12 protein-coding genes are annotated in these 13,845 nt (G+C 72.2%); 6 read left to right on the top strand and 6 right to left on the bottom strand.

What is annotated here, in order from left to right; genetic code table 11:
• Positions 1-21: 21 nt before the first annotated feature.
• Positions 22-1,941: a glycoside hydrolase family 15 protein gene (locus ABZ470_RS23485; protein WP_352015267.1), complete on the bottom strand. Its 1,920-nt coding sequence runs from the start codon at positions 1,939-1,941 to the stop codon at positions 22-24.
• 83 nt (positions 1,942-2,024) lie between these two features.
• Positions 2,025-3,050: a hypothetical protein gene (locus tag ABZ470_RS23480; RefSeq protein ID WP_352015268.1), complete on the bottom strand. Its 1,026-nt coding sequence runs from the start codon at positions 3,048-3,050 to the stop codon at positions 2,025-2,027.
• A gap of 291 nt (positions 3,051-3,341) precedes the next feature.
• On the opposite strand from ABZ470_RS23480, the gene ABZ470_RS23475 reads away from it, so the two are divergent.
• Positions 3,342-4,082 (top strand): HAD family hydrolase, encoded by a 741-nt coding sequence (locus ABZ470_RS23475; RefSeq protein WP_352015269.1) that lies wholly within the window; start codon positions 3,342-3,344, stop codon positions 4,080-4,082.
• Between the two features lie 52 nt (positions 4,083-4,134).
• On the opposite strand, the gene ABZ470_RS23470 is transcribed toward ABZ470_RS23475, so the two are convergent.
• Positions 4,135-4,896, bottom strand: coding sequence for a helix-turn-helix domain-containing protein (locus ABZ470_RS23470; RefSeq protein WP_362913820.1), 762 nt, complete (start codon positions 4,894-4,896; stop codon positions 4,135-4,137).
• Positions 4,897-4,957: 61 nt separating this feature from the next.
• Between ABZ470_RS23470 and ABZ470_RS23465 the strand changes: the two genes are divergently transcribed.
• Positions 4,958-6,364: an MFS transporter gene (locus ABZ470_RS23465; protein WP_362913818.1), complete on the top strand. Its 1,407-nt coding sequence runs from the start codon at positions 4,958-4,960 to the stop codon at positions 6,362-6,364.
• Here ABZ470_RS23465 and ABZ470_RS23460 read toward each other — a convergent pair.
• A complete protein-coding gene (locus ABZ470_RS23460; protein ID WP_362913816.1) occupies positions 6,290-7,519 on the bottom strand; it encodes an MFS transporter in 1,230 nt (409 codons plus the stop codon). The genes ABZ470_RS23465 and ABZ470_RS23460 overlap by 75 nt on opposite strands.
• A 101-nt stretch (positions 7,520-7,620) precedes the next feature.
• Between ABZ470_RS23460 and ABZ470_RS23455 the strand changes: the two genes are divergently transcribed.
• Positions 7,621-8,502: a LysR family transcriptional regulator gene (locus tag ABZ470_RS23455; protein ID WP_362913814.1), complete on the top strand. Its 882-nt coding sequence runs from the start codon at positions 7,621-7,623 to the stop codon at positions 8,500-8,502.
• Here ABZ470_RS23455 and ABZ470_RS23450 read toward each other — a convergent pair.
• Positions 8,467-10,788 carry a M28 family peptidase gene (locus ABZ470_RS23450; protein ID WP_362913812.1) on the bottom strand — a complete coding sequence of 774 codons (2,322 nt, stop codon included), beginning with the start codon at positions 10,786-10,788 and terminating at the stop codon, positions 8,467-8,469. The genes ABZ470_RS23455 and ABZ470_RS23450 overlap by 36 nt on opposite strands.
• A gap of 150 nt (positions 10,789-10,938) precedes the next feature.
• On the opposite strand from ABZ470_RS23450, the gene ABZ470_RS23445 reads away from it, so the two are divergent.
• Genes ABZ470_RS23445 through ABZ470_RS23435 form a run of 3 tightly spaced genes read left to right on the top strand, consistent with a single transcriptional unit; the run spans position 10,939 to position 13,263 of the window.
• The gene (locus ABZ470_RS23445) at positions 10,939-11,556 is read left to right on the top strand and encodes a DedA family protein (protein ID WP_352015275.1); all 618 of its coding nucleotides are present in this window, start codon (positions 10,939-10,941) and stop codon (positions 11,554-11,556) included.
• Entirely contained in the window at positions 11,540-12,622 is a 1,083-nt protein-coding gene (locus ABZ470_RS23440) for a histidine kinase (protein WP_362913810.1), read from the top strand. The genes ABZ470_RS23445 and ABZ470_RS23440 overlap by 17 nt, the downstream gene beginning before the upstream one ends.
• Positions 12,613-13,263 carry a response regulator transcription factor gene (locus tag ABZ470_RS23435; protein WP_352015277.1) on the top strand — a complete coding sequence of 217 codons (651 nt, stop codon included), beginning with the start codon at positions 12,613-12,615 and terminating at the stop codon, positions 13,261-13,263. The genes ABZ470_RS23440 and ABZ470_RS23435 overlap by 10 nt, the downstream gene beginning before the upstream one ends.
• On the opposite strand, the gene ABZ470_RS23430 is transcribed toward ABZ470_RS23435, so the two are convergent.
• A complete protein-coding gene (locus ABZ470_RS23430) occupies positions 13,204-13,845 on the bottom strand; it encodes a TetR/AcrR family transcriptional regulator (protein ID WP_362913808.1) in 642 nt (213 codons plus the stop codon). The genes ABZ470_RS23435 and ABZ470_RS23430 overlap by 60 nt on opposite strands.

The following is a 13,845-nucleotide window of genomic DNA, read 5'->3' as shown; positions in this document are numbered from 1 at the left end:
AGCGCGGCCCGGCGGCCGGGTTCACAGGGGGTCGGTCGCCGGGTTGCGCCACGTACGGCCGCCGAACCTGCCGCGTTCCGCCCTGATGATGTGGATGACCGCGTTGATGAGGGCCAGGTGGGTGAAGGCCTGGGGGAAGTTCCCCAGGTGACGTCCGCTGAGCGGGTCGATCTCCTCGGCGTAGAGGCCGAGCGGGCTGGCGAAGGAGAGCACCTTCTCGCAGAGCCTGCGCGCCCTGCGGTGCTCCCCGATCTCGGTCAGGGCCGAGACCAGCCAGAACGAGCAGATCGTGAAGGTCCCCTCCTCACCGGTGAGGCCGTCGTCGGTCTCCTTGGGCAGGTAACGCAGCACCAGGTCGTCCACGGTCAGCTCGTCGGCGATGGCGAGCACCGTGTCGCGGACCCTGGGGTCGTCCGGCGGCAGGAAGCCGACCAGCGGGATGAGCAGGAGTGAGGCGTCCAGGGTGTCGGAGTCGTAGTGCTGCCTGAAGACCCCCCGCTCGCTGACGCCGTTGGCGCACACGTCGGCGTGGATCTCGTCGGCGATCCGCCTCCAGCGGGCGACCAGGGCCGTGTCCTGGCGGAGCCTGGCCAGCCGTACCCCTCTGTCCACGGCGACCCAGCACATGACCTTCGAGCTGGTGAAGTGCCGTGGCTCGCCGCGTACCTCCCAGATGCCCCGGTCGGGCTCGCGCCAGTATCTGATCGCGGACTCGACCTGCCGCCGCAGCACCGGCCAGATCCGCTCGTCGAGGCGGTCCCTGGAGCGGGTGTGGATGTAGAAGGAGTCGAGGACGGCTCCCCAGACGTCGTTCTGCCGGTGGTCGTAGGCGGCGTTGCCGACCCGGACCGGCCGGGAGCCCTCGTAGCCCTCAAGGTCGTCCAGGACGTGCTCGGTGAGGACGCGTTCTCCGTCGACGCCGTACATGACCTGCAGTTCCTCGTCGCGTTCCGCGACGTCGGCGATGAACCAGAAGAAGTCGTCGGCCTCCCAGTCGAAGCCCAGCGTGTACAGGCCCCACAGGGCGAAGGTCGAGTCCCTGATCCAGCTGTAGCGGTAGTCCCAGTTGCGGTCGCCGCCGGGTGTCTCCGGCAGGGAGGTGGTCGCCGCCGCGACCAGGGCGCCGCTCGGGGCGAAGGTCAGGCCCTTGAGGGTGAGGGCGCTGCGTTCGAGGAAGCTCCGCCACGGGTGGTCGGGGAAGTCTCCCCTGGCCAGCCAGTGCTGCCAGTGGTGCGCGGTCCACACGAGCCTGCCGTACGCCTCGTCGAAGGTGTAGGGCGGCTCGTGGGCGGTCCAGGTCAGCGCACAGAAGCGGGTGTCGCCCTCCTTCAGGAGGGTGCGCGCCGTGGCCCGCGTCGCCTCGAAGCCCAGCCGCATGTCGGTGGTGAGCCTCAGTTCGAGGGACTCCCCCTCGGCCCTGGCGACGCCCTGGTGGTAGCCCCGGTCCGTGTAGGACCAGCGGCCGGGGGTGCGGCCGTAGCCGAACATGGGTTCGCAGTCCAGGGTGACCTGCGCCTCCCCGCTGACGCAGCGCACCGTGCGCAGCAGGACGTGGCTGGCGTCGTAGTCGGTCGGCGCCCTGCGGTGGGTGTGGGACAGCTCGTCGTCGTGGTGCCACGGGCCGACGACCAGCAGGTCGCGCACGACGATCCAGCCGGTCGGGGTGCCCCAGCTCGTCTCCAGGACCATGGTTCCCGGCAGGTAGCGGCGTGCCGCGGGGACCCTGATGTCGGCGGGGCCGAGGCGGAAGCCCCCGGCGTCCCGGTCCAGGATGGCGGCGAACACGCTGGGCGAGTCGATCCGTGGCAGGCACAGCCATTCGACGTTCCCGCTCGGCGCGACCAGGGCGGTCGTCTCGCAGTCGGACAGGAACGCGTAGTCCGCGATCGGCGGGAACGGAGAGCAGTCGCGGAGCACACCTGTCAGGGGGTTCACCGTCATCGGATCCCGCCTTCCCGACCTGCCGCGAGCCGGTCGTCTCCTTCCACTCTAGGCACGAAAACGCAGGTGAGAAAGGCCACCCCTCAGTCGTCGCGGGGTCCGGGCAGGGAGATCCTGAGCCTGCGCAGCGCGGCGGCGAACTCCTCGGCGGGGTCGCCGAGGTAACTCCACGGGGCGCCGCGCCCGACCCGGTTGCCGACCTGCCTGAGGTGTCTGGCCGCGAGGTCGTGGGTGCTCGCCTCACGGACGAAGACGGCCCCGAACAGATGGTGGGCCTCGAAGTCGCGGGGGTGCGCGGTGGCGTAGGCCGTCCAGCGGCGTTCGGCGTCCTTCAGTTCTCCGACGACCCGCTCGGAGAAATACCGCATGCTGAACTTCATGTAGGCCATCATCTTGTTCTCGACCACGAGACGGCGTTCCTCGGCGCGTAGATACTCCAGGTGCGCCAGCGCCAGCATCGCGGTGAGCGGATTTCCCCGGGGCGCGAACGCCGCCGCTTCCCGGGCGTGGGAGAACATCTCCTCGTGGGAACCGCCCCACTTCTCGGAAAGCGCCTGAATCCGGGCCCAGTGAGCGGAGAAGAGCGTGGCGGAACGGGAGACGGTCTCCTCCCAGATCTCGTCCTCCTCGGCCCGGTCGAACTGCATGCCCAGGGCGAACCAGATCATGGACTCCCACGGCACGGGGTCGTACGGACGCAGTCTCGCCGCCTCCATGAGCGGTTCGTGGGCGCCGGACAGGGTGGCGAAGAACATCTTGAACCGGTCCTCACCCGCCTCCCCGGAGAAGCCTCCGCCCCGGATGACCCACGCCTCGTCGATGACCGTACGGCCGAGCCAGAGCAGGATGTCGGCCCGGTCACGGGACCCGGCGAGCAGTTCGGCGATGCCCTGGCTCCTGCCGACCGCGGCGCGGCTGAGCGCGTCGAGCCGCAGGGAACGTAACTCCGGGTCACCGTGGGTCTCCCCGAGGAGGACGAGTCCCGCGTTCAGATAGCCTTCCTCGACCGCCTCGACGGCGGCGTCAAGGGCGATGTCGTTCCAGAGACGCCCGACGACGAAGGCGTCTCCGGCAGATCGTCCGCCTTTCCGGCGCCGGAAGATTCTCATAGAAGGCCCTTTTTAGCACTTCACGATTGCCAACGTGATCGAAAAACACAAAAGTCGTGATCAACGGTCCATATGACATACCAGAAATATGACTTTATGGAGAGATTCGTTGGAGAATCCGGGCCGGGTAATCGAGGGATCCGGCGTACCACGCGGGGAAAACGGTCTGAGGGAAAAGTGACGGCGCGGAAAGCGAAAGCACATGCCTTCGGGACCTGGCGCGTTCACCACGGGTGATTCGGGATGACCGCCCCGTGCACGGCCGTGGATGATCGGATACGGTGCGGCCACGTGACACGGAACCGGAACGTCGAGGGACTCCTGTTCGACCTCGACGGCACGCTGCTCGACCACGACACAGCCGCGACCACGGCCTTCACCGCGGCTCTCACAGGGGTCGCGGGGGCGGACGTCGACCACGAGGCGGCGCGGCGGCGCTGGTCGGAGCTCGAACACCACGCCATGGACCGTTACCTCGCCGGTGAGCTCACCTTCACCGGACAGCGCCGCCTGCGCGTGACCACTCTCTTCGCCGAGCTCGGCCTGGGGTCCTGGGACGACACCGAGGCGGACACCTGGTTCGCGGGCTACCTGCGGCACTACGAGGCCGCCTGGCGTGCCTTCCCCGACGTCGCGCCCTGCCTGGCCGTACTGGCCGGGGAGGCCGTCCGGCCGCGGCTCGGGGTCCTGACCAACGGGGACGCCGCCCAGCAGCGTGACAAGCTCCGCAGGATCGGGCTGGGTACGGCGCTGCCCGTGCTGGTCGCGTCGAGCGAGGTCGGCGTCGCCAAGCCACGGGCGGAGATCTTCCACGCGGCCTGCGCGGTGCTCGGGCTGCCGCCCGGACGGGTGGCCTACGTCGGTGACAGGCACGACGTGGACGCCGCCGCGGCGAACGCCGCCGGGCTGTACGGCGTCTGGCTGAACCGGGCGGGCGCCCCGGTGCCCGCCGGGCTGCCCGCCGTACGGTCCCTGGAGGAGCTGCCCGCCCTGCTCGGGTTCGGTCAGCCGTACGGCGGCGCGGCCGGGTGACGGGTCAGGGGCCGGCTCGGCGGAGCCGTTCCTCGCGGCGATCTCCAGCGCCTCAGACGGGCGCCTCGAAGGAGAAGGTGTCCGCCAGCCCCCGCCTGCCCGTCTCGGTGAGGTGGACGACCCGGGGCGAGACGCCGTACCGCAGCCAGTCGAGGGTGAAGAAGCGGCCGGTGAGCGCCGCCCCCAGCCCTCCCGCGAGGTGGTGGCGCCGCTCGCTCCAGTCGACGCAGTAGCGCACGACCGGGCGCCGCCTGGTGCTCAGGCGGGCGACGTCGACGCCGAAACGGCCGAAGACCTCCCTGCCCTTCCCGGTCAGGTGGTACTCCAGGGCCCGGCCGTAGGCGGCGGGCAGGTCGGGCCCCCGGCCGTCCTCCTCGGCCTTCGGCGTCCCGGTGAGCAGCCCCTGGCTGACGAAGGTCTCCATGAGCCCGACACCGAGCGACCCGGCGAGGTGGTCGTAGCAGGTGCGCGACCTGCGCAGGGCGTTCTCCCTGCTGCTGGCCCGCAGCGAGGCGACGGGGGCCGGGACGGCCGGGGCGATGACCGCCAGCGCCTCAAGCGCCGTGGAGACCTCGGCGCTCGCCAGGCGGTAGTAGTGATGCCGCCCGCGCTGCTCGCCGACGACCAGACCGGCCTCGGTGAGCCGCCGCAGGTGCACGCTCGCGGTGGCCGGGGTGACCCCGGCCTCCTCGGCCAGGACGCTCGCGGCCAGCGGACGGCCGCCGGAGAGCGCCTTGAGCATGTGGGCGCGGGAGGCGCTGGCGATCAGGCGCGCCGCGCGGGCGATGTCCGGGTCACGTCGTGGGTACTCCACGGCGCGAACGTACATCAACGGTTAGACGGATGACTAAGTGACCCGGGACGACCATGCGGTCATGCGTACAACCGACCGCCGGGCCCCCGTCGAGCGGCTGGTCTGGCCCCCGCTCATCGCGCTGAGCCTCGGCTACTTCCTGGTCATGCTCGACGTCACCGTCGTCACCGTCGCGGTCCCCACCATCAGGGAGTCCGTGCACGCCGACGCCTCGGCCACGGCCTGGGTCGTGGACGGCTACAGCACGGTCTTCGCGGGCCTGCTGCTCCTCGGCGGCGGCCTCGGTGACCGGCTCGGGCACCGCGGGGTCTTCCTGACCGGCCTCGGCGTCTTCACCGTCGCCTCCCTCGGCTGCGGGTTCGCCACGACCTCCGTGACGCTGATCGCGTCGAGGATGCTCCAGGGCGTCGGCGGGGCGCTGCTGGTGCCGACGTCGCTGGCGCTGCTGGCCGCCGCCTACCCCGGGCGGGCGACCCGGGCCAGAGCCCTGGGGGTGTGGGCCGGCGTCGCCGGGGTCGCCTTCGCCGCCGGCCCCCTGGTCGGCGGTCTCCTCGTGGCCGGGCTGAACTGGCAGGCCGCGTTCTGGATCAACGTGCCGGTCGCGCTGCTCGCCGTGTGGCTCACCCTGAGGCACGTCCCGGCCCCGGCCGCCCGCGCCTCGGGTCGTGGACTCGACCCCGTCGGTCAGGTCCTGGGCGTCGTCGGCCTGACGGCGCTCGCGGGCATGCTCAACGAGGCCGGTACCCAGGGCTGGACGTCACCGACCGTGCTCACGGCCTGCGGGGTGGGGATCGTGGCGCTCGTCCTGTTCGTCCTGGTCGAACGGCGTCTTGAGGCCACCCCCGGCTCCACCCCCCTGCTGCCGCCCTCGCTCTTCCGCTCCCCCGGTTTCTCCCCGGCCGCGGCGGTCGGGGTGCTGCTCAACCTCGGCTACTACGGGATGCTCTACCTGTCCACGCTGTACTTCCAGAACGAGCGCGGCTACGGCGCCCTCGGCACCGGGATCGCGCTGCTGCCGACCGTGTGCATGGCGGTGTTCGCCGCCCCGCTCTCCGGCCGCCTCACCGCGCGCCACGGCCCCCACGCCCCGATGGCCGGGGCGCTGCTGCTCGGCGCGTTCGGCTTCCTCGGCTGGCTGGTCGCCGGTCCCGACACCCCCTACTGGCAGTTGCTCTTCGCCCTGGTCGCCACGGGTCTGGCCACCCCGACCACCGTCCCGGCCGCGACCGCCGCGATCGTGCAGGCCGCGCCGGACGCCAACGCGGGTGTCGCCTCGGCGGTGTTCAACGTCGCCAGGCAGATCGGCAACTCCGTCGGCGTCGCCCTGTTCAGCACCCTCACCGCGACGTCCGCGCCGCTGGTCCCCGGCCTCCACACCGCCGCCCTGATCGCCTCAGGCGCCTTCTTCGCCGGGGCGTTCCTGGCCCTGATGTCCTGGCGCGCCAACCGCGTCCCGGTCCCCCTGTGAACCGCGGCGCCGTACGGCGAGCACCACCACCGGCACGGCCAGGAGCGCGAGCGCTCCCCCCGCCCACATGACGCCGGAGACCGCGACGGTGTCGACGACCCGGCCGCCGAGCAACGCGCCCAGGGAGATGGCCGCGTTGAAGACGGCGACGAACAGCGCCGACCCCGCCTCCGGGGTCTTCGGCGCCGCCGTGAGCACCCACGTCTGCATGCTGACCGAGACCCCTCCGTAGGCCAGCCCCCACGCCGCCAGCGAGACCACGACCGCGGCCCGCGTCTCACCGGCGAGCGGGAGCGCGAACATGCAGACGCCGAGCAGCCCGGCCACGGCCAGGACCGTGCCGTACCGGGCCCGCACGACGACGGCCCCGGCGACGAAGTTCCCCATCACCCCGGCCAGGCCGTACACCAGGAGCAGGGTGCCGACGAGGCCGGGGCCGACTCCGGAGACCTGCTCAAGGACGGGCCTGACGTAGGTGTAGGCCGCGAAGTGGCCGGTCACCATCAGCAGGACGACGACCAGGCCGAGCCGTAGCCGGGCGTTGCGGAGCAGGCCGGGCAGTTCCCGCGCCCTGACCGTCCCGAGGGCGGGCAGCGGCGGCAGCGTCAGGACCAGCGCGACCAGCAGGACCAGCGCGAGCACCCCGAGCGCGGCGAACGCCGGGCGCCAGCCCACGAGTTCACCGGCGAACGTCCCCGAGGGCACCCCGAGCACGGAGGCCAGGGAGACCCCGCTGAAGATCAGCGAGGTGGCCGTCCCCGCCCGCTCCGGCGCCAGCCGTGCCCCCAGCCCCGCCGCGACCGCCCAGAAGCCGCCGATGGACAGCCCCACCAGGACGCGGGCGGCCAGCATGACGGCGAACACCGGGGCCAGCGCCGAGAGCAGGTTGGCCACGGCCAGCAGCGCCGCCAGCGCGACCAGCACCCGCCGCCGGTCGAGCCCGCCGACGGCCACCACGAGCACCGGTGCCACGATCGCCCCGACGAGGCCGGGGACCGTCACCACCAGGCCCGCCGTACCCGCGGAGACGCCGAGTTCCGCGCTCATCGCGGTGAGCAGCCCGACCGGCAGCATCTCGGTCGTGACGACGGAGAAGGTGCCCAGGGCGACGGCGACGACGGCGGTCCAGTTCCCGGTCCTCACCGGGGTTCGCATCGTTGTGAACATGCCGCCAAGCCTGTGCCGCCGCCGGGCCGGGAACAACGACGAAGATCGCATCCTTACATTAACCGGGCTAATCGATTTGGGGACGCGCGGTGCCTGAGCTGGAGATGAGAGAGCTTGAGTGCTTCCTCACGCTGAGTGAGGAGCTGCACTTCGGGCACGCCGCGGAACGGCTGCGCGTCTCCCAGGGACGGGTCAGCCAGCTCCTGCGTTCGCTGGAGCGCAGGATCGGCGCCCGCCTCCTCGAACGCACCAGCCGCCGGGTACGGCTCACCCCGCTCGGCGAGCGTTTCCTGACGGACCTGCGTCCGGCCTACGACGCCCTGCGGCAGAGCGTCGAACGCGCCAGGACCGGGGCGCGCGGCGTCGAGGGAGTCGTGCGGATCGGCTTCTCCGGCTTCCTGAACGAGCAGGTCATGACGGCGATCAGGGCCTTCGAGGACCGGCACCCCGCCTGCGAGGTCGAGACCGTGGAGTACCCGCTGGCCGACCCGTTCGGCGGCGTGCGCCGGGGCGAGGTCGACGCGGCCGTCGTCCCGGCCCCGGTCAGGGAGCCCGACCTGGTCGCGGGGCCGCTCTTCTCCAAGGAGCCGATGACCCTGGTGGTCTCCGGCCGCCACCCCTTCGCGGGCCGGGAGTCGGTCTCCGCCGAGGAACTCGCCGACTGCGTGCTCGTCGACATCGCGGAACCCGCCCCGCGTTACTGGCGCGACCTGCAGGTGCCCGCCGTCACCCCCGGCGGCAGGCCCGTGCCCCGGGGGCCCGGGGTCAGTACCCTGCAGGAGGCGCTGACGCTGATCGCCGCCGACCGGGGGGCGATGCTGCTCTGCGCGCCGAGCGCCCGCTACCACGGCCGCCCCGACATTGCCTTCGTCCCTGTCACCGGCCTGCCGGACTCCGCACTGACGTTCGTCCGGCACCGCGACAACGAGACCGCCTCACTGCGCGCCCTCGGCGACGCCATCGCCGTGTGAGCCGCGGCGCAGCGTGTACCCCCGGGTGACCGCGACGAGGTCACCGTCCTCCCTGGTCGCCGCGACCAGTCCCGGGGGCCGGGGCACGAAGCCGGGCACCGCGGACAGGCCGTCGCTCTCGGAGATCGCGATGACACGGACCCGCTCGGCGGGCGACAGCCGTACGGTGACCCTGACCCCCTGGGAGGGGATGCCGCGGAAGCGGATCTCACTCGGCCAGGTGCCGGTGCGCGTACCGGTGACCTGGACGCCCGCCTGGCCGAACCGGCCCGCGGACACACCCGCCCAGGTGATCGGCCGGTCCAGCCGCAGCGTCACCGAACGGGCTCCCCGGCCCGCTGTCACGCGCATCGTGAGTGTGCCGCCGTCGTAGGAGGACACGACGACCCTCGGGCCGTCGGCCCTGATCGCCGGGGCGGGGCCCGTCCACAGCGACCCCCGCGCGTAGCCGGGCGGCAGCCCGTCAACGGCACGCGCCGAGACGTACCGCCTGGTCCACCCGGCGGGTTCGGGGTCCGCGCTGGCCCAGTGCGCGACGCGGGTGTCGGCGTCCATGACATAGGCCAGGTGCGTACGGCGTGGCCGCTCGGCGTCGAACCCGTCCACGGCCAGCCCCGCGCCGACCAGGGCGAGAGCCAGCCCGGCCGCCGTCAAAGGTACGGCGCGCCCGAGCCGGAACGGTTCGACGAGCGGCGCGACGCCCAGCCAGAACAGCGCCAGCACCAGGGCGCCCACCCCGCCGAGCGCCAGGCCCATCCCGTCGAAGGCGTTCCAGGCCAGGGAGGGCAGCACCGCGGCGGCCGTGACCGGCCCCAGTGTCGTCGCGACCGCCCGTACCCAGGCCGGCACGCCGGTCACGGACGCCGCCAGCGCGCCGAGCGCGCCCAGCAGCGCGGGCAGGGTGAACAGGAAGGCCGCTCCCGGGGCGAACCAGGCGCACAGCACGCCCAGCCCGGCCAACCAGACCAGCACGGCCGCCGACAGCGCGACCGGGCCGAGCCTGCGGCGCAGCGGCAGGTACCAGCAGAGCACCGCCAGCGCGGACATGACCGCGATCGCCGCCTCGAAGGCCTGCGGGCGGTGCAGAAGCCCGCCCATCGTGTCGTACTCGGGCCGCAGGCCGACCAGCAGTTCCCACAGCCCCTGGGCCATGACGACCGAGGCGAGCAGCGGCAGGACCGCCGAGACCGTCGCGACCGCCAGCCGGGGAAGGGTGAGCAGCCGCCGTACCCGGCCGAGGACCACCAGGCCCGCGACCGCCAGTACGGCCAGCGCCGCCAGGAGCGGGACGGCCGTGCCCGGGTAGGTGATCATGACGCCGAGGGCGCGGAAGTAGGTGACGTCGTGGTCGGAGGTCAGCGTCCGCAGGTCGGCGCCGCCCAGGGCGCGGGTCAGCGCCAGCATGGTGGAGCCGTGGTGCTGCAGGCTGCCGGGGTCGAGGTTCGCGACGGAGTCCGCCGCGGTGTGGTAGAGCGAGGAGCCCCTGATGTAGGCGAAGTTCATGCCGGTGAACCCGGCCCCGGTCAGCGGGGTGAAGTCGGTGTTGTTGGGCAGCAGCCGGTACATCTCGACCATGGAGGAGTCACCGCGCGGGGCGGGGACGGCGTCGGCGAACGTCTCGACCAGCCGGGCGTTGTTCCGTGAGGTCTCGAACATCAGTGAGGGGCCGCGCACGCCCCTGGCCTCCCAGTTCAGCAGCACCCCGCCCGCACGGCCGAGCGGATGCCGCCTGACGAACGCCTCGGCGCCGAGAACGCCGTCCTCCTCACCGTCCGACATCAGCAGCACGACGTCGTTGCGGAGACCGGTTCCCGTGCGCAGTGCCCTGACCGTCTCGATCATCGCGGCCACCGCCGCGCCGTCGTCGGAGGCGCCGGGGCCCATCGCCGCCGAGTCGTAGTGGGCGGCGATGAGCACCGTACCCGTCGGGTCGGTCCCGGGAAGCCTGCCCACGATGTTGTCGACCTGGCCGAACGTCGCCAGCCCGGAGGCCGGGCGAGCTCCGACGGCCCGCTGCACCTCGACCTGGAGACCCTCGGCCCGCAGCCGTCCCACCAGGTAGTCCCTGGCCCGGTCACCCGCCGGACTTCCGATGGGCCGTGGCTCGGCGGCGAACTCCCTCAGGTGGTCCAGGGCACGCCGCGCGCTGAACTCCCCGGCGGGGGCGGAGGCGGGCAGGGGCTGCATGGTGCTGTCGGCCATCGCGGACAGCACGACCACCGCCACCAGGACGACGAGTGCCGCCGGCCCCGTGAACGCCGTCTTCTTGAACATCTTCTTGAACACGGTCGGCGACGATAGGTACGGCCGACGGCTCCGCGACATGAGGCGCCTGCCCGAACCTCGCTGTGGTTTTCCACAGGTGTGGTTTTCCACAACCGGAAACGGTCACGAACCTCATGGTGACCATATCCCGACCTTCGTAGCCTTCTGGGCATGACGGATTGGCTGGTAGCACTGATGGAAAGCCTCGGCGCCCCGGGGGCCGGGTTCGCGGTGGCGATGGAGAACCTCTTCCCTCCCATCCCGAGCGAGGTGATCCTGCCGCTGGCGGGCTTCGCCTCCTCCCAGGGGGAGATGAGTCTGCCGGCCGTACTGCTGTGGACCACGACGGGCTCGGTGGTCGGCGCGCTGGCGCTGTACTGGATCGGCGCGCTGCTCGGCCGTGAACGCACCCTGGCCCTGGCCGCCCGCATCCCGCTGCTGAAGGTCTCCGACATCGACAAGACCGAGGCGTGGTTCCTCAAGCACGGCCGCAAGACCGTGTTCTTCGGCAGGATGATCCCGATCTTCCGCAGCATGATCTCGATCCCGGCCGGGGTCGAACGCATGCCGCTGGGTGTCTTCACGGCGCTGACCGCCGCGGGCAGCCTCATCTGGAACACCATCTTCGTGCTGGCCGGCTACCTCCTCGGGGAGAACTGGTCCCTGGTCGAGGCCTACGTCGGCGTGGGCACCAACGTGGTGATCGCCGTGGTCGCGCTGGCCGTGGTCGTCTTCGTGGGCCTCAGGCTGAACGAACGGTACAAGGGGCGGCATGCGAGCCGTCGTTAGGGGGCTGCGGTTGCTCGGGGCGGTGACCCTCGGCGCGTTCACCGCCCTGCTCGGCCTGGTCTTCGTCCTGGTGGCGCTGCCGTTCGCGGGGCGCCCCTGGGCGCGGGCGGCGGCCCGGCGGCTGGCCGTACTCGAAGTCCGGCGGCTCGGTCTCGACCTCTCCCCCCAGGGCGGGGGTGAGCTGGGCTACCTCGCGGCGAGGGTGCCGGTCGGCGTGCTCGGCGGCCTGGTGGTCCTCCTGCTCGGGTACGGCACGGTCACGGCCGCCGTCCTGGCCTGGACGTGGGGCAGGGGCCTGCCGTTCGACGGCATGCCGCCGACCCCGCCGCTGGTCGCCTACATCGGCCTGGCGGGGGTCTTCCTGCTCTTCCTGCACCTGTCCGGCCTGGTGGGGGCGGACGTGCTCGAACGGCGGCTGGCCGTACGGATGCTCGCCCCCGACCCGACCGAGGCGCTGCGGCGCAGGATCACCGAGCTGACCGAGAGCAGGGCGGGGGCGCTGGCGGCGGTCGACTCCGAGCGGCGCAGGATCGAACGTGACCTGCACGACGGGGTGCAGCAGCGGCTGGTCGCGCTGTCGATGCTGGCCGGACGGGCCCGCAGGGGACGGCCCGAGCTGCTCGAACAGCTGCACGAGCAGGCCCAGCAGGCGCTGACCGAGCTTCGCGAGGTGGCCTGGCGGGTCTATCCTTCGGCACTCGACTCGCTGGGGTTCGCCGAGGCGCTGGCCGGGGTCGCCGAACGCGCCGGGGTCCCGGTCAAGGTCGTCGGAGCGCCGCCGGAACGGCTGCCCAGGACGGTCGAGACGGCGGCCTACTTCGTGGTCAGCGAGGCGGTGACCAACGCCGACAAGCACTCGGGGGCGGACCTGGTCACCGTCGAGGTCCGCGAACAGGGCACGATGGTCCTCGTGCGTGTGGAGGACAACGGCGCCGGTGGCGCCGACGCGACGGGGGACGGTCTGTCCGGGCTGGCGGGCCGGGTGGCCGCGCTCGACGGCCGTCTCACCGTGACCAGCCCGGACGGCGGGCCGACCGTGATCACGGCGGAGCTGCCATGCGGGTGATCCTGGCCGAGGACTCGACCCTGCTCAGGGAGGGTCTGGTCCGGCTGCTGGCCGAGGAGGGGCACGAGGTGCTCGCCGCCGTGGGCGACGGCGAGGCCCTGGTCGAGGCCGTCTCCGAGGCCGGAGCGGAGCTCGACGTGGTGGTGGCCGACGTCCGGATGCCGCCGACGCACACCGACGAGGGCCTGCGCGCGGCCCTGGAGATCAGGCGGCTCCGGCCGGACGTCAGGGTGCTGGTGCTGTCGCAGTACGTGGAGAAGAAGTACGCGACCGAGCTGATGAGCGGCGACATCTCCGGGGTCGGCTACCTGCTCAAGGACCGGGTGGCCCAGGTGAGCGACTTCCTTGAGGCACTCGACCGGGTCGGAGCCGGGGGGACGGCCTTCGACCCCGAGGTGGTACGGCAGTTGCTCGCCCGCACCAGCCACGCCGACCCGCTGACCCGGCTGACCGCCCGGGAGCGGCAGGTGGTCGAGCTGATGGCGCAGGGGCTGACCAACGCCTCGATCGCGCAGACGCTGCACGTGTCGCAGAGCGCGGTCGAGAAGCACGTCAACGCCCTGTTCGACAAGCTTGAGCTGTCACACACCACCGGTTACAGCCGACGGGTCCTGGCCGTGCTGCGCTATCTCGGCTCCTGAGGAGCGCCCGCCGGGCAGGGAGTCGAGCCAGTCCAGGAGGCGGTTCCCCTCGCGGACCATGATCTCCGGGTCGCGCAGGGCGTTGGTCAGCAGCGACATGCCCTGGTAGGCGCCGACGAGCGTGAGCGCCAGGCCGTCCGGATCGGGGGCGCCCAGTTCGCGGAACTGCCGCTCGGCCCAGTCGAGCAGCAGCCGGATGACCCTGCCCGCCTCGACGTCCATGCCCCCGTCCTCGCGTTTGTCCAGCTCGACGGCCAGGGTCCCGGTCGGGCAGCCGTAGCGGGCCGCGACGTCGCGCTGGCCGATCCAGCCGCCGACCAGGGCCTTGAGGCGCTCGCGCGGGTCGGGGAGCCTGTCGAGTTCGTCGGTGAGGCCCGCCAGGTGCCCGGCGTGCTCGGCCAGGGCCGCCTGGACCAGCGCGTCCTTGGTCTTGAAGTAGTAGTACACGTTCCCGACGGGGACGTCGGCGGCGTTGGCGATGTCGGCGATGGTGGTGCGCTCCACGCCCTGCCGGTGCAGGACCTGGGCGGCGGCGACCATCAGCTGCCGCCGCTTGCCCGCCGATTTCTTTGAGTCAGCCAC

This window comes from Streptosporangium sp. NPDC020072 (genome assembly GCF_040631445.1).
Classification (GTDB): Bacteria; Actinomycetota; Actinomycetes; order Streptosporangiales; family Streptosporangiaceae; genus Streptosporangium.
The sequence above is the reverse complement of the archived record's forward strand: the minus strand, read 5'-3'. Positions and strand labels throughout refer to the sequence as shown.